Genomic DNA, 15819 nt, shown 5'->3' with positions numbered 1-15819 from the left:
ACGACCTATGAGGGGCCAGCCTACCCGTCCGAGCGCCGAGGTCGTAATCGAGGGTCAATCGAGGAGTACCGGGAGATCTTGGACGGTCTCCCGGAACGCCGTCAGGCTGTCTCCACCCCCACATAGCTCTCGCGGAGGTACTCGTGAACCGCTTGCTCCGGCACCCGGAAGGACCTCCCCACCCGGATCGCCGGCAGATGACCGCTGTGCACCAAGCGGTACACGGTCATCTTCGACACTCGCATCACCGAGGCGACTTCCGCCACGGTAAGGAACTGAACCTCGTTCAGAGGCCTCTCGCCAGCTGCAGCCATGACACACCTGAACCTTCCGCACTCGACGGCCACCGGCTTCCCCTTCCGGTGACTCTTCGTCGTTGCGTGCTCACTCCCCAATGTAGGGGCGGGTGATGCGAGTGGGGAAGAGGGGATGGCATCGGCCGCCTACTGTGACAGACACGCTCGATTGAGTACATAGCGAGTAAGCGGTCGGTAGTAATCAGACCGCACAGCGTCATCAAGCGGAACGACGACGGACACGCGCCCCTCTGCCTCTCCGACGAAGAGCGCAGGATCGTCCGTATCGGCCAGCCCCATCGCCTCAAACCCCAGCTGACCTGCTCCGCAGACCCATCCGTGGTCTCCGATGACCAGCTCCGGGAGCGGCCCGCCGGACTCCGCGGCGGCGGCCAGAGCGGTCCGAACCGGGAGGGGTGAGTGGGTGTGCGCGCCGGTCGCACTACCGGTGGGCTGCACGCCGGGTTCGCGCACCAGCGCGACACCTTGTACGTAGTCAAGGTTGTACGTGCGTAGACCGAACCGGGTCGTTATGTCGACACAGCTACCCCTCGCGGGGGTGAGGACGGTACACCCCGCCGCCGACAGGGCGTCCGCGAGGGCGGCGTAGAAACCGATCAGTCGGTGCGGGTGGCCGGTGCCGAGGAGCACAGAGTCACGGTTGCGGGCCGCCGCTCCGATCCGTTCCGCGAAGGCGTCGAGAGCCGCCAGGGTCCGCTCCGGGTCGATCACATCATGCCCACTCGTGTGCATCGGATCGGCCGAAACCCCGCACTTGTCGGCCATCAGCTCGATCAAGTCCCGCTGCTGCCAGGTCCATTCGGGATCGAGCCCGAGCAGCACACGTGGATCGCGGGCAGCGAACAGCCGATAACTGCGCAGACTCTCCTCGCGCGAGGTGGCCACGGGCCCGGCCAACCGGGCGGCCAACAGGTGTGCACGCAATGCTCCGGTGCTCAACACGTCAGCGATGCTGACGCATTTGCCGGGTGTTCACCCTGAAAATCCCGAAAAGGCCGCACAGTTGGCGTAGTGCGTTCGGTGGCGTTGTGGGTCGGGGCCGTGCGTCGCCGACCGCGGGTGCGTCGCCGTACCGGGTGAGGGTGGGTCGTGTTTTTAGGGGCGCGGGGAACTGCGCGACCAGCCCCCACCGGCCTGCAGGCGACTCTCTTCAGGGGCGCGGGGAACTGCGCAATCTTTTAGGGGGGTCTGGGGGCGCAGCCCCCAGGAACGGGATGGGACGGGTAGGGGCGGCGGGGGCGAAAACCCCCTACGCCAACAACCCCCGTAGTGGAAACACGGCCCGTCGCGTAGCCAACACCGCCTGGTCGAGCCGGTCCGCAGGGTCGTACCCGGACTCCCACCCCTTCCAGGACACAGGCCACCGCCCATCAGTCATCCGCACCGGCGCCAACTGCCGCGTACGAGCAAACACATCCTGCCGCCACCCCTCAGGAATCACCGTCTCGGGCTCAATGGGCCGCCCCGCCGCAATGGCCACGAGATGCGTCCACGACCGCGGCACGACGTCCACCACCGCGTACCCACCCCCACCCAGCGCGACCCACCGCCCGTCGGCGTACTCGTGCGCCAGGTCGTGACAAGCGACCTGCACAGCCCGCTGCGCGTCGAGCGACACGGCGAGATGCGCCAGCGGATCCTCGAAGTGGGTGTCGGCCCCGTGCTGGGTGACCAGCACCTGCGGCCGGAAGTCGGCGATGAGCTCGGGCACCACCGAGTGGAAGGCCCGCAGCCACCCCGCGTCCCCCGTCCCCGCCGGCAGGGCGACATTGACGGCGGAGCCCTCGGCCGAGTCGGCGCCCGTCTCCTCCGGCCATCCCGTCTGCGGGAACAGCGTCCGCGGATGCTCGTGCAGCGAGATCGTCAGGACCCGCGGATCCTCCCAGAACGCCGCCTGGACCCCGTCCCCGTGGTGGACGTCCACATCCACATACGCGACCCGCTCCGCCCCCAGCTCCAGCAGCCGCGCAATCGCCAGCGAGGCATCGTTGTAGATGCAGAACCCGGAGGCCCCGCCCGGCATCGCGTGGTGCAGCCCGCCCGCGAAGTTCACAGCGTGCAGCGCGTCCCCGTGCCACACCGCCTCGGCGGCGCCCACCGACTGCCCGGCGATCATCGCGGACACCTCGTGCATCCCGGCGAAGGCGGGATCGTCCATGGTCCCGAGCCCGTACGAGGTGTCGGCAGCGTCAGGATCCACGGAGGCGGCCTTGACCGCCTCGATATAGTCCTCGCGGTGCACCAGCCGAAGCGTCGACTCCCCGGCGGGCTTCGCCGAGACCACGTCGACCTCACGGTCGAGCCCGAAGGCATCGACGAGCTTCCTCGTCAACGCCAGCCGGACCGGATCCATCGGGTGATCCGGACCGAAGTCATAGCCCGTTACTGCCTCGTCCCACATCAGCTGTGCGCGGCCGCTCATGCACGTCACCGTATCGGTCCGGTTGAGAAGCGAACGACCGGGCATACCCCAAGGTCACCAGGACCAGAACCATCGGTACGAGCATGGCGCCGCGGTAGCTCCAGGCATCCCCCAGCGCCCCCACCAACGGCGAACCGATCAAGAACCCGACGTAGTTGAAGATGTTCAGCCGCGCGATCGCCGTGTCGGACGAACCCGGGAAGAGCCGCCCCGCCGCCGCGAAGGTCTGCGGCACGATCACACACAGCCCGAGGCCCAGCAGCGTGAACCCGAGCATCCCCACCCACGCCCCGGGCGCCACCGCCACCACCGCGAACCCGAGGGCCGCGACAACCGCCCCCAGCCGTACGACGGCCACCGCCCCGAACCGCCGCACCCCGAAGTCTCCGGCAGCCCGCCCCACCAGGGTCATCACCATGTAGACGTTGTACGGAACGGTCGCCAGCTGCTCCGAACTGCCCAGCACGTCCTGCAGATACTTCGCGCTCCAGTTGGAGACGGTCGAGTCCCCGATGTACGCGAACGTCATCACCAGACAGAGCGGCAGCAGCAGCTTGAAGACGAGAGGCCCGGCCTCGGCCGCATCGCGCTGCTCGTCGGGGGTGCCCCCGTCGACGTACCACCGACTCCCGACGAACGCCGCCGGCAGCAGCACCAGTACGACCGGCAGATATGACGTGAACAGCGAGAGGTGCCCGTGCGCCCCCGCCCACGCGAGGGAGGCGCCCACGATCCCACCGAGGCTGTACGCCGCATGGAAGCCGAGCATGATGCTGCGCCCGTACGTCCGTTGCAGGCTCACCCCGAGCATGTTCATCGAGGCGTCGAGCGCGCCGACCGCGAGCCCGAAGGCGCCTAGGGCGACCGCCAGTTCGACCAGCTGGTCCCCCGCCCCGACCTCGAGCAGCGCCAGGAGCACGACGGGCTGGGACCAGCGCAGGAGCACGCTGGGCCGTATTCGCTTGACCAGGTGCTCGGTCGTCACGCTCCCGACCCCGGCGAGGATCGGCACGGCGGCCAGGAACGCCGGCAGTAGCGCGTCGGAGACCCCGTACCGGTCCTGGATGGCCGGAATGCGCGTCACGAGCAGCGCGAAGGTGGCGCCTTGAGCAAAGAAGCTAAACGCCAAAGAGGCCCTACCGCGCCGCAGCACATCTGTCATGGCGGCGAGCGTAGGGCCCCGGCTTACCCGTGGGTAGATCAAGCCGAAGATGAATTTCTCTCAGCTCTGCGGTTGATCGGTGTGGCTGGACTGCGGATTGGCTGCGGAGGGACTGCCGTTGCACTGCTGGGGCACTGCGGAGGGGCGGTGGCCGGCTCAGTGGCTGGGCCCTTACCGGGCCTGCTCGGCGGCCTGCTCGGCAAGTTCGGCCTCCAGCATCTTCTCCATCGGGACGACGGCCAGCCGCCCGCTGACCAGGAAGGCCAGCACCATCGAGGCGACCATGACGACCGTGCCGAGCCAGACCATGGTGTCGATCGGCAGCGTGTACGCGCCCACGGCACGCAGGACGCACTCGCCGAGCAGCGCCACACCCCAGACGAGGGAGAAGGTCCGCTCGGCCTTCCGGAACCGCGGGGAGGCGGCGACCAGCCGGTCCCACGCGGCACTCTTGGCAGTGTCACCCTTGACGAGGAACGGCTTCATACCCGCCGTCATCATCGGCCGCCCGAGCCGGACCGACACCAGGATGCCGATGCCGATCGCGCTGCTGACCCCGCTGTCCTTGGCCAGCATCAGCCGCGGGTCACCGGCGACGAGGCTGAGGGCCAGCCCGACGATGTTGACGAAGAGGATGAGCCCGGCCAGCCCGTTGGCCTTGCGCTCCTTCACCACGCTCCACACGGTCCGCACGGCCGGCACCACGCTGCTCCAGCCGAGCGCCGCCATGGTGCTCATGCCGAACCCGCTCTTCAGGAGGTAGTACGACCCGACGGGCACCGCCACGTCGAGGATCAGCGGCAGGAAGCTGGGCCGGGCGGCGACGTCCGCGGCGCTCACGGCTGCGGTCGACTCGACCGTGGTCGCCCCGACGCTGATCGCTTCGGTGCTGATCGCTTCGGTGCTGGTCTCGATGGCCGTGATGCTCATGATCGGGTCCCTCCGTCGTCGCTGTGTACGTCCCGTTTCGATGTACTCAGCTTCGCGGTCGGACCCGACCCGCCAACAGAAACGATCGTCCGGAGCTCGGCATGACAAATGTCAGTGCCGGGCCATGGGCGCCGTCATACGAGCAGGTCAGCCAACTCCCCCATGTCGGCGAAGAGTTGAGTGGCACCGGCGAGCTTGGCGGCGGGTGTCATGGCCGTGAACCCGTAGACGTCCATCCCGGCGGAGTTCGCCGCCTGCACCCCCAGCGGACTGTCCTCCACGACGACACACTTCTCCGGCAGTACGCCCATCCGCTCGGCCGCGTGCAGAAACAGATCCGGCGCCGGCTTGCCCCGCCCCACGTCCTGCGAACTGAAAACGCGCCCCTCGTCGAACCACCGGTCGAGCCCGGTCTTCCGGTGCCCCACCCGGATCCGCTCATGACTCCCGGAGGAGGCCACGCAGTACGGCACCCCGTCCGCGGCCAGCTTCTCAAGGACCTGCACGGCACCGGGAACGGGCTCCAACTCACGTTCGAAGGCGGCGAAGACCCGCTCATAGAACGTGTCGTCGAAGTCGTCCGGCAACCGCCTGCCGCTGCGCTCCTGGACGAGTTCGTGGATACGGTGCATGGCGGACCCCATGTAGTCCCTGATGGACTCCTCGTACGAGGTCGGATGCCCGAGCTCGGTCAGATAGGCCGCCAGGATGGTGTTGGAGATCGGCTCGCTGTCTACGAGGACACCGTCATTGTCGAAGATCACCAGGTCGTATCGCATGCTGCACTTTAAAACGAAGTGACCCCAAACGCAGAAAACCCCCGTACCGTTTTCCCGGTACGGGGGTTTTCTGTAAAATTTGTTCGGCGGCGTCCTACTCTCCCACAGGGTCCCCCCTGCAGTACCATCGGCGCTGTGAGGCTTAGCTTCCGGGTTCGGAATGTAACCGGGCGTTTCCCTCACGCTATGACCACCGAAACACTATGAAACTGTCAACCGGAGCCGTGGCATAGCTACGACGGTTGTTCGTGGTTTCAGAACCAACACAGTGGACGCGAGCAACTGAGGACAAGCCCTCGGCCTATTAGTACCAGTCACCTCCACCCGTTACCGGGCTTCCAGATCTGGCCTATCAACCCAGTCGTCTACTGGGAGCCTTACCCTCTCAAGGAGGTGGGAATACTCATCTCGAAGCAGGCTTCCCGCTTAGATGCTTTCAGCGGTTATCCCTCCCGAACGTAGCCAACCAGCCATGCCCTTGGCAGGACAACTGGCACACCAGAGGTTCGTCCGTCCCGGTCCTCTCGTACTAGGGACAGCCCTTCTCAATATTCCTACGCGCACAGCGGATAGGGACCGAACTGTCTCACGACGTTCTAAACCCAGCTCGCGTACCGCTTTAATGGGCGAACAGCCCAACCCTTGGGACCGACTCCAGCCCCAGGATGCGACGAGCCGACATCGAGGTGCCAAACCATCCCGTCGATATGGACTCTTGGGGAAGATCAGCCTGTTATCCCCGGGGTACCTTTTATCCGTTGAGCGACGGCGCTTCCACAAGCCACCGCCGGATCACTAGTCCCGACTTTCGTCCCTGCTCGACCCGTCGGTCTCACAGTCAAGCTCCCTTGTGCACTTACACTCAACACCTGATTACCAACCAGGCTGAGGGAACCTTTGGGCGCCTCCGTTACTCTTTAGGAGGCAACCGCCCCAGTTAAACTACCCATCAGACACTGTCCCTGATCCGGATCACGGACCCAGGTTAGACATCCAGCACGACCAGACTGGTATTTCAACGACGACTCCACAAACACTGGCGTGCCTGCTTCAAAGTCTCCCAGCTATCCTACACAAGCCGAACCGAACACCAATATCAAACTGTAGTAAAGGTCCCGGGGTCTTTCCGTCCTGCTGCGCGAAACGAGCATCTTTACTCGTAGTGCAATTTCACCGGGCCTATGGTTGAGACAGTCGAGAAGTCGTTACGCCATTCGTGCAGGTCGGAACTTACCCGACAAGGAATTTCGCTACCTTAGGATGGTTATAGTTACCACCGCCGTTTACTGGCGCTTAAGTTCTCAGCTTCGCCACCCCGAAGAGTGACTAACCGGTCCCCTTAACGTTCCAGCACCGGGCAGGCGTCAGTCCGTATACATCGCCTTACGGCTTCGCACGGACCTGTGTTTTTAGTAAACAGTCGCTTCTCGCTGGTCTCTGCGGCCACCCCCAGCTCATGAAGTAAATTCAATCACCGGTGATGGCCCCCCTTCTCCCGAAGTTACGGGGGCATTTTGCCGAGTTCCTTAACCATAGTTCACCCGAACGCCTCGGTATTCTCTACCTGACCACCTGAGTCGGTTTAGGGTACGGGCCGCCATGAAACTCGCTAGAGGCTTTTCTCGACAGCATAGGATCATCCACTTCACCACAATCGGCTCGGCATCAGGTCTCAGCCTTAATGTGCGACGGATTTGCCTATCGCACGGCCTACACCCTTACCCCGGGACAACCACCGCCCGGGATGGACTACCTTCCTGCGTCACCCCATCACTCACCTACTGCAGGTCTGGTCCGTCGGCTCCACCACTCCCCTTTGCCCGAAGGCTCCGGGGCGGCTTCACGGACTTAGCATCGCCTGGTTCAATGTTTGACGCTTCACAGCGGGTACCGGAATATCAACCGGTTATCCATCGACTACGCCTGTCGGCCTCGCCTTAGGTCCCGACTTACCCTGGGCAGATCAGCTTGACCCAGGAACCCTTAGTCAATCGGCGCACACGTTTCTCACGTGTGTATCGCTACTCATGCCTGCATTCTCACTCGTGAACCGTCCACCACTGCCTTCCGGCGCGGCTTCACCCGGCACACGACGCTCCCCTACCCATCACAGCGGGCGTTGGCCCTATTGCTGCAATGACACGACTTCGGCGGTACGCTTGAGCCCCGCTACATTGTCGGCGCGGAATCACTAGACCAGTGAGCTATTACGCACTCTTTCAAGGGTGGCTGCTTCTAAGCCAACCTCCTGGTTGTCTCTGCGACTCCACATCCTTTCCCACTTAGCGTACGCTTAGGGGCCTTAGTCGATGCTCTGGGCTGTTTCCCTCTCGACCATGGAGCTTATCCCCCACAGTCTCACTGCCGCGCTCTCACTTACCGGCATTCGGAGTTTGGCTAAGGTCAGTAACCCGGTAGGGCCCATCGCCTATCCAGTGCTCTACCTCCGGCAAGAAACACACGACGCTGCACCTAAATGCATTTCGGGGAGAACCAGCTATCACGGAGTTTGATTGGCCTTTCACCCCTAACCACAGGTCATCCCCCAGGTTTTCAACCCTGGTGGGTTCGGTCCTCCACGACCTCTTACAGCCGCTTCAACCTGCCCATGGCTAGATCACTCCGCTTCGGGTCTTGAGCGCGCTACTGAATCGCCCTATTCGGACTCGCTTTCGCTACGGCTTCCCCACACGGGTTAACCTCGCAACACACCGCAAACTCGCAGGCTCATTCTTCAAAAGGCACGCAGTCACGAGAGTGCATGCAAGCATGCACTCCGACGCTCCCACGGCTTGTAGGCACACGGTTTCAGGTACTATTTCACTCCGCTCCCGCGGTACTTTTCACCATTCCCTCACGGTACTATCCGCTATCGGTCACCAGGGAATATTTAGGCTTAGCGGGTGGTCCCGCCAGATTCACACGGGATTTCTCGGGCCCCGTGCTACTTGGGTGTCTCTCAAACGAGCCGTTGATGTTTCGACTACGGGGGTCTTACCCTCTACGCCGGACCTTTCGCATGTCCTTCGCCTACATCAACGGTTTCTGACTCGCCTCACAGCCGGCAGACTGTGAAAGAGAGATCCCACAACCCCACATGCGCAACCCCTGCCGGGTCTCACACGCATATGGTTTGGCCTCATCCAGTTTCGCTCGCCACTACTCCCGGAATCACGGTTGTTTTCTCTTCCTGCGGGTACTGAGATGTTTCACTTCCCCGCGTTCCCTCCACATACCCTATGTGTTCAGGTATGGGTGACAGCCCATGACGACTGCCGGGTTTCCCCATTCGGAAACCCCCGGATCAAAGCCTGGTTGACGGCTCCCCGGGGACTATCGTGGCCTCCCACGTCCTTCATCGGTTCCTGGTGCCAAGGCATCCACCGTGCGCCCTTAAAAACTTGGCCACAGATGCTCGCGTCCACTGTGCAGTTCTCAAACAACGACCAACCACCCATCACCCCCGGTTACCACCGGAGTTCACTGGGGCCGGCACTGAAGGCAGCCGTAATCGGCCGTACCTTCAGACACCCAACAGCGTGCCCGACCAACTCCCGTCCGGAGATCATGCTTTCCACACTCTTGCGAGCAGTACTTGCAGCCTCCGACCCGTGAAACCGGCCGAATAATCAACGTTCCACCCATGAGCAACCACCGTCGGACGTGTGCCGACGTAATGGCCCTGGACCACCAAGCAAAGCTTGGCGGCCTAGATGCTCCTTAGAAAGGAGGTGATCCAGCCGCACCTTCCGGTACGGCTACCTTGTTACGACTTCGTCCCAATCGCCAGTCCCACCTTCGACAGCTCCCTCCCACAAGGGGTTGGGCCACCGGCTTCGGGTGTTACCGACTTTCGTGACGTGACGGGCGGTGTGTACAAGGCCCGGGAACGTATTCACCGCAGCAATGCTGATCTGCGATTACTAGCAACTCCGACTTCATGGGGTCGAGTTGCAGACCCCAATCCGAACTGAGACAGGCTTTTTGAGATTCGCTCCGCCTCGCGGCTTCGCAGCTCTTTGCACCTGCCATTGTAGCACGTGTGCAGCCCAAGACATAAGGGGCATGATGACTTGACGTCGTCCCCACCTTCCTCCGAGTTGACCCCGGCAGTCTCCTGTGAGTCCCCATCACCCCGAAGGGCATGCTGGCAACACAGAACAAGGGTTGCGCTCGTTGCGGGACTTAACCCAACATCTCACGACACGAGCTGACGACAGCCATGCACCACCTGTACACCGACCACAAGGGGGCGACCATCTCTGGCCGTTTCCGGTGTATGTCAAGCCTTGGTAAGGTTCTTCGCGTTGCGTCGAATTAAGCCACATGCTCCGCTGCTTGTGCGGGCCCCCGTCAATTCCTTTGAGTTTTAGCCTTGCGGCCGTACTCCCCAGGCGGGGAACTTAATGCGTTAGCTGCGGCACCGACGACGTGGAATGTCGCCAACACCTAGTTCCCACCGTTTACGGCGTGGACTACCAGGGTATCTAATCCTGTTCGCTCCCCACGCTTTCGCTCCTCAGCGTCAGTAATGGCCCAGAGATCCGCCTTCGCCACCGGTGTTCCTCCTGATATCTGCGCATTTCACCGCTACACCAGGAATTCCGATCTCCCCTACCACACTCTAGCTAGCCCGTATCGAATGCAGACCCGGGGTTAAGCCCCGGGCTTTCACACCCGACGTGACAAGCCGCCTACGAGCTCTTTACGCCCAATAATTCCGGACAACGCTTGCGCCCTACGTATTACCGCGGCTGCTGGCACGTAGTTAGCCGGCGCTTCTTCTGCAGGTACCGTCACTTTCGCTTCTTCCCTGCTGAAAGAGGTTTACAACCCGAAGGCCGTCATCCCTCACGCGGCGTCGCTGCATCAGGCTTTCGCCCATTGTGCAATATTCCCCACTGCTGCCTCCCGTAGGAGTCTGGGCCGTGTCTCAGTCCCAGTGTGGCCGGTCGCCCTCTCAGGCCGGCTACCCGTCGTCGCCTTGGTGAGCCACTACCTCACCAACAAGCTGATAGGCCGCGGGCTCATCCTTCACCGCCGGAGCTTTTAACCCCCACCCATGCGGGCAGAAGTGTTATCCGGTATTAGACCCCGTTTCCAGGGCTTGTCCCAGAGTGAAGGGCAGATTGCCCACGTGTTACTCACCCGTTCGCCACTAATCCACCCCGAAGGGCTTCATCGTTCGACTTGCATGTGTTAAGCACGCCGCCAGCGTTCGTCCTGAGCCAGGATCAAACTCTCCGTGAATGTTTACCCGTAATCGGGTGGACACCACGAGAGCGGAACCAAGGAGAGGAATAATCCCCTCGGTTCACAGCGTCCTCGCTGTGCGCCTACCGAACATCGTCCGGCAGGACTTTTTCAAAGGAACCTCGTCCCAGCCGATCGGCCGGAGACGGGGTATCAACATATCTGGCGTTGATTTTTGGCACGCTGTTGAGTTCTCAAGGAACGGACGCTTCCTTTGTACTCACCCTCTGGGGCTTTCCTCCGGGCGCTTCCCTTCGGTCTTGCTTTGTTTTTGTTTCGTTCTTGCGTTTCCGACTCTATCAGATCGTTTCCGGTCCGATTTCCCTCGGTGCTTTCCAGGTTTCCGCTTCCGCGTTTCCCTTTCCGGCGGTTCCGACTCTATCAGATCCTTTCGGGCCTGATTCCCAGTCAGCGGGGCTTGTCTTCGCGGCTGTTGGGCCGTTCCGACGAGTGAGACTTTAGCGGATTCCTGGCTCCCGAGCTAATCGGGGTGGCGTCCTTTCGAACGCGGATTCCTCATTCCGCAAACACGCATGAAAACGATCCGACGACGGGTCGCCGTTCGTTGAGTGCTTGTTGCGGAGTGGCTGTCCGGGGACCGACCGGGGTCGGCGCTCACGTCGGACAACTCGGAGAACACTACGTACGGGGTAGGGGCGTGTCAACTCCGCTCCAGGGTGGCCCCTGGAGGCGTACCCTCGGGGCCATGACTACGCATACGTGCACCCAGCAGTGGTGGGCCGCCTGACGGCGGCCGTACTCACGTATGTACTCAACGGCCGCCGCCTCGGCGGCCGTTTTTGTGTCTCCCTCCTGGAGGACCGGCCGGCGGGCGCGGCGGCCTCGACCAGAAGGTGGAGAGATGACGCGGATCTTCAGTGGGGTCAAGCCGACCGGGCATCTGACGCTGGGGAACTACTTGGGGGCCGTACGGCGGTGGGCCGTCGTCGATCAGCACCGGGCCGACGCCCTGTTCTGCGTCGTGGACCTGCACGCGCTGACCGTGGACCACGATCCGGGGCGGGTGCGCAGGCTCAGTAGGCAGGCGGCGACGCTGTTGCTGGCGTCCGGGCTCGATCCTGAGCTGTGCACCGTGTTCGTACAGAGTCATGTGGACGAGCACGCGCGGCTGTCGTATCTGCTGGAGTGCGTCGCGACCGACGGGGAGATGCGGCGGATGATCCAGTACAAGGAGAAGGCCGCGCGCGAGCGGGAGCGGGGCGGGAGTGTTCGGCTGTCGCTGCTGACGTATCCCGTGCTGATGGCGGCGGACATCCTGGCGTACGGGACCGATGAGGTGCCGGTGGGTGATGACCAGACGCAGCATGTCGAGCTGACCCGGGATCTGGCGGTGCGGTTCAACCAGCGGTACGGGCACACGTTCGTGGTGCCGCGGGCCGTCCGTCCGGAGGTGGGGGCGCGGGTCATGAATCTTCAGGAGCCGACGTCAAAGATGGGGAAGAGCGATGACGTCGGGCCGGGAGTCGTCTATCTGCTCGACGAGCCGGATGCCGTGCGGAAGAAGATCATGCGGGCCATGACGGACAGCGGTAGCGGGCAGGACGTCGTGTACGACCGGGAGGCGCGGCCCGGGGTCTCCAATCTGCTGGAGATTCTCGCGGCGTGTGAGGGTGGGAACCCCGAAGCCTTGAGCGGTGTATATGAGTCGTACGGCGCTTTGAAGAAGGACACCGCCGAGGCCGTGGTCGAGCTCCTCAGGCCCGTACAGGAGAGGCACAAGCAGTTGTGCGCGGATCCTGCGTATGTGGAGGGGGTGCTGCGAGACGGTGCGGAGAAGGCCAGAGGGATGGCCAGGCCGAGGGTGGACGCGGCGTATCGGGCGATCGGGTTGCTGGCGGCGGGCTGAAAGAACAGTGGGCTGAAGGACGGTGGGGCCGGGGCGGGCCCGGTCCCACGTCGTTCAGTTCCAGCTGTTGGCTCAGGCCGGCGTTTGCTAGCTGTTGCCGGAGGCGAGTTCGCGGCTGCGGTCGCGGGCTGCCTCCAGCGCGGCGATGAGCGCTGCGCGGACGCCGTGGTTCTCGAGTTCGCGGATCGCGTTGATCGTGGTGCCCGCGGGGGACGTGACGTTCTCGCGGAGCTTCACGGGGTGCTCCCCGCTGTCGCGGAGCATCACGGCGGCGCCGATCGCGGACTGGACGATCAGGTCGTGGGCCTTGTCGCGGGGCAGGCCGAGCAGGATGCCCGCGTCCGTCATGGCCTCGACCAGGTAGAAGAAGTACGCCGGCCCCGAGCCGGAGAGGGCTGTGCAGGCGTCCTGCTGGGACTCGGGGACGCGGAGCGTCTTGCCGACGGCGCCAAAGATCTCCTCGGCGTGCGCGAGGTGCGCTTCGGTGGCGTGGCTGCCGGCGGAGATGACGGACATGGCCTCGTCGACGAGGGCGGGCGTGTTCGTCATGACACGGACGACCGGGGTGCCTGTGGCCAGGCGCTCCTCGAAGAAGGAGGTGGGGATGCCTGCCGCGCCGCTGATGACCAGGCGGTCGGCGGGGATGTGCGGGGCGAGTTCGTCGAGGAGGGTGCCCATGTCCTGCGGCTTGACCGTGAGGATCAGGGTGTCGGCGCTCTTGGCTGCCTCCGGGTTGGTGACCGCGGTGACTCCGTAGCGTTCCTGGAGTTCCTTGGCTCGCTCCGGGCGGCGGGCGGTGACCAGGAGGTCGGTGGGGGCCCAGCCGGCTCGGATCATTCCGCTGAGCAGGGCTTCGCCGATCTTGCCGGTGCCGAGGACTGCGACTTTCTGGGTCATGGTGCGGGTGCCCTCCGGGGGTGCGTCGTCCTGGGGTCATCCTCGCACTCGGGGTGCGGGCTGGGTTGGGTTGTCCGTTGGGCGGACGCCGGGTGCTTGGTTGCCCGGTGCTGGTGCTGGGCGCGGGGGCTGCGCAACCCGGCGCTGACCGGCTACGACCGGCTACGACCGGCTGGTGCCGCGCCCCGGCGGCGCGACCGCCGACTACAGCTGCGGCGGTCCTATGGCGTCCGCCTCCGCAGCGTTGCCGCGCCCAGGGTCAGGACCAGCAGGGCGCAGCCCGCCACGATCAGGACGTCGCGGATGAAGGTGGCGGTCATGTCGGTGTGTTTGAGGACTTCGTTCATGCCGTCGACGGCGTAGGACATGGGGAGGACGTCGGAGATGGCTTCGAGGACGGGGTGCATGTTGGAGCGGGGGGTGAACAGGCCGCAGAGGAGGAGTTGGGGGAAGATCACGGCCGGCATGAACTGGACGGCCTGGAATTCCGAGGAGGCGAAGGCCGAGACGAAGAGGCCGAGGGCTGTGCCGAGCAGGGCGTCGAGGAGGGCGACCAGCAGGAGCAGCCAGGGGGAGCCGGTGACGTCCAGGCCCAGGAACCAGACGGCCAGACCTGTGGCCAGGACCGACTGGACGATGGCCAGGGCGCCGAAGGCCAGGGCGTAGCCGGCGATCAGGTCGCCCTTGCCGAGGGGCATGGCGAGCAGGCGTTCGAGGGTGCCGGAGGTGCGCTCGCGGAGGGTGGCGATCGAGGTCACCAGGAACATCGTGATCAGCGGGAAGATCCCGAGGAGGGAGGCGCCGATGGAGTCGAAGGTGCGCGGGCTGCCGTCGAAGACATAGCGGAGCAGGAACAGCATCACGCACGGGATCAGGATCATCAGCGCGATCGTGCGCGGGTCGTGGCGGAGCTGGCGCAGCACTCGGGTCGCGGTGGCGGTGGTGCGGGAGAGGTTGAGCGCGCTGGGGCGTGCTGTCGCGCCGGTGCTCGGGCCCGCGCCCGTACCCGTACCCGTACCCGTGACGGGGTTTGTGCCTGGGCTTGTGGCCGAGGTGGTGGTCATCGGTGGGTCTCCTTGCGCGGGGCGCCGGACGGGGAGGCGGTGTCGGTCGTGTCGCTCGCCGCGGACTGGTTGCCCGCCGCGATCGCCTCGTCGACCAGGCGGAGGAAGGCGGCTTCGACGGTGTCGGAGTCGGTGCGTTCGCGCAGGGCGTCGGGGGTGTCGTCGGCGAGGATCTGGCCCTCGCGCATGAGGAGGAGACGGTGGCAGCGCTCGGCCTCGTCCATGACGTGGGAGGAGATCAGGAGAGTCGCTTTCCGTTCGGCGGCGATGGTGTGGAAGAGGTTCCACAGGTCGCGGCGAAGGACCGGGTCGAGGCCGACGGTGGGTTCGTCGAGGACCAGGAGTTCCGGGGTGCCAAGCAGGGCGACCGCGAGGGAGACGCGGCTGCGCTGGCCGCCGGAGAGGTTGCCGGCGAGGGAGTCGGCGTGGGAGGTGAGGTCGACGTCGGTGATGGCCTGGGTGACGCCCGCGTGGCGGCGTTCGGCGGCGGCGCGGCCTGGGTCGAGGATCGCGGCGAAGTAGTCGAGGTTCTGGCGGACGGTCAGGTCGTCGTAGACGGAGGGGGCTTGGGTGACATAGCCGATACGGGAGCGGAGTGCTGGGTCGCCGGCGGGGCGACCGAGGACTTCGAGGGTGCCGGTGACTTTCGCCTGGGTGCCGACCGTCGAGCGCATCAGGGTCGATTTGCCGCAGCCGGAGGGGCCGAGCAGGCCGGTGATCTGGCCGCGCGGTACGGCGAAGTCGAGTCCGCGCAGGACGGTGCGGGTGCCGCGTACGACGGTGAGGTTTTCGGCGCGGACGGCGGGTGGGGTGGTGGAGTCGGGTGGCCCTGCGGGGTCGGGTGGGCGCGACTCAATAATCATCATGTGATGAATATTCCTCCTGTGGTGCGTGCCGGTCAAGCCCCGGAGCGTCCGGCGGCGCAGGCGCGCGTCGGCGTGATCGGAAGGGGGCGCTCCGGCGCACGGCGGGGTGGTGCGCTTCCGCGTTCACGGGGCGGTTACGCGGAAGGGGTGCGCGATCAACTCCCGTACCTGACAATGGATTTCAGTGCGCGGTCATATGCCGGGGTGCCGGGGTGCCCATCGGTCCGTGCCGCGCCGTACGTCCGCCGCGCCCTCCCCCGGT

General features: G+C 64.6%; 10 protein-coding genes and 3 rRNA genes. 1 reads left to right on the top strand and 12 read right to left on the bottom strand.

Going from position 1 to position 15819, the window contains the following annotated elements; translation table 11 throughout:
* Positions 1-101: 101 nt before the first annotated feature.
* The 9 genes from OG975_RS27225 to OG975_RS27185 all read right to left on the bottom strand — a co-directional run bounded on the left by OG975_RS27225 (position 102) and on the right by OG975_RS27185 (position 10860).
* Positions 102-314: a helix-turn-helix domain-containing protein gene (locus OG975_RS27225; protein WP_004984898.1), complete on the bottom strand. Its 213-nt coding sequence runs from the start codon at positions 312-314 to the stop codon at positions 102-104.
* 129 nt (positions 315-443) lie between these two features.
* Positions 444-1259: a phosphatase gene (locus tag OG975_RS27220; RefSeq protein WP_327430669.1), complete on the bottom strand. Its 816-nt coding sequence runs from the start codon at positions 1257-1259 to the stop codon at positions 444-446.
* 307 nt (positions 1260-1566) lie between these two features.
* Positions 1567-2739: an acetoin utilization protein AcuC gene (locus OG975_RS27215; protein WP_406332005.1), complete on the bottom strand. Its 1173-nt coding sequence runs from the start codon at positions 2737-2739 to the stop codon at positions 1567-1569.
* The gene (locus OG975_RS27210; protein ID WP_406332004.1) at positions 2690-3901 is read right to left on the bottom strand and encodes an MFS transporter; all 1212 of its coding nucleotides are present in this window, start codon (positions 3899-3901) and stop codon (positions 2690-2692) included. Before OG975_RS27210 ends, OG975_RS27215 begins: the two co-directional genes overlap by 50 nt.
* A 171-nt stretch (positions 3902-4072) precedes the next feature.
* Positions 4073-4831, bottom strand: a complete 759-nt coding sequence (locus OG975_RS27205) for a VC0807 family protein (RefSeq protein ID WP_406332003.1) — start codon at positions 4829-4831, stop codon at positions 4073-4075.
* A 134-nt stretch (positions 4832-4965) separates the two neighbouring features.
* Entirely contained in the window at positions 4966-5610 is a 645-nt protein-coding gene (locus OG975_RS27200) for an HAD family hydrolase (RefSeq protein WP_406332002.1), read from the bottom strand.
* Positions 5611-5691: 81 nt separating this feature from the next.
* Positions 5692-5808, bottom strand: a 5S ribosomal RNA gene (gene rrf / locus OG975_RS27195).
* Positions 5809-5894: 86 nt separating this feature from the next.
* A 23S ribosomal RNA gene (locus OG975_RS27190) occupies positions 5895-9017 on the bottom strand.
* 317 nt (positions 9018-9334) lie between these two features.
* Positions 9335-10860: ribosomal RNA gene (locus OG975_RS27185) — 16S ribosomal RNA — on the bottom strand.
* The 16S, 23S and 5S rRNA genes sit together here, the layout of an rRNA operon.
* Positions 10861-11725: 865 nt before the next feature.
* Here OG975_RS27185 and trpS point away from each other — a divergent pair.
* Complete coding sequence (gene trpS / locus OG975_RS27180; RefSeq protein WP_406332000.1) at positions 11726-12730, top strand: tryptophan--tRNA ligase; 1005 nt, start codon at positions 11726-11728, stop codon at positions 12728-12730.
* Between the two features lie 87 nt (positions 12731-12817).
* Here the strand turns inward: trpS and proC are convergent, their stop codons facing one another.
* From proC to OG975_RS27165, 3 genes are all read right to left on the bottom strand, one after another.
* Positions 12818-13627, bottom strand: coding sequence for a pyrroline-5-carboxylate reductase (proC, locus tag OG975_RS27175; protein WP_330306453.1), 810 nt, complete (start codon positions 13625-13627; stop codon positions 12818-12820).
* Positions 13628-13848: 221 nt separating this feature from the next.
* Positions 13849-14691 carry an ABC transporter permease gene (locus OG975_RS27170; RefSeq protein ID WP_406331999.1) on the bottom strand — a complete coding sequence of 281 codons (843 nt, stop codon included), beginning with the start codon at positions 14689-14691 and terminating at the stop codon, positions 13849-13851.
* On the bottom strand, positions 14688-15554 hold the full coding sequence (locus OG975_RS27165) for an ABC transporter ATP-binding protein (RefSeq protein ID WP_406336482.1): 867 nt from the start codon (positions 15552-15554) through the stop codon (positions 14688-14690). Before OG975_RS27165 ends, OG975_RS27170 begins: the two co-directional genes overlap by 4 nt.
* Positions 15555-15819: the final 265 nt, after the last annotated feature.

Source organism: Streptomyces sp. NBC_00203 (genome assembly GCF_045206325.1).
Classification (GTDB): Bacteria; Actinomycetota; Actinomycetes; order Streptomycetales; family Streptomycetaceae; genus Streptomyces; species Streptomyces lutosisoli.
The sequence above is the reverse complement of the archived record's forward strand: the minus strand, read 5'-3'. Positions and strand labels throughout refer to the sequence as shown.

Bases quoted from the DNA above. Each gene is read 5' to 3' on its own strand.
- proC (WP_330306453.1), bottom strand. From the start codon at position 13,627: ATGACCCAGAAAGTCGCAGTCCTCGGCACCGGCAAGATCGGCGAAGCC.
- OG975_RS27165 (WP_406336482.1), bottom strand. From the start codon at position 15,554: ATGATTATTGAGTCGCGCCCACCCGACCCCGCAGGGCCACCCGACTCC.
- OG975_RS27205 (WP_406332003.1), bottom strand. From the start codon at position 4,831: ATGAGCATCACGGCCATCGAGACCAGCACCGAAGCGATCAGCACCGAA.
- OG975_RS27215 (WP_406332005.1), bottom strand. From the start codon at position 2,739: ATGAGCGGCCGCGCACAGCTGATGTGGGACGAGGCAGTAACGGGCTAT.
- OG975_RS27200 (WP_406332002.1), bottom strand. From the start codon at position 5,610: ATGCGATACGACCTGGTGATCTTCGACAATGACGGTGTCCTCGTAGAC.
- OG975_RS27210 (WP_406332004.1), bottom strand. From the start codon at position 3,901: ATGACAGATGTGCTGCGGCGCGGTAGGGCCTCTTTGGCGTTTAGCTTC.
- trpS (WP_406332000.1), top strand. From the start codon at position 11,726: ATGACGCGGATCTTCAGTGGGGTCAAGCCGACCGGGCATCTGACGCTG.
- OG975_RS27170 (WP_406331999.1), bottom strand. From the start codon at position 14,691: ATGACCACCACCTCGGCCACAAGCCCAGGCACAAACCCCGTCACGGGT.
- OG975_RS27225 (WP_004984898.1), bottom strand. From the start codon at position 314: ATGGCTGCAGCTGGCGAGAGGCCTCTGAACGAGGTTCAGTTCCTTACC.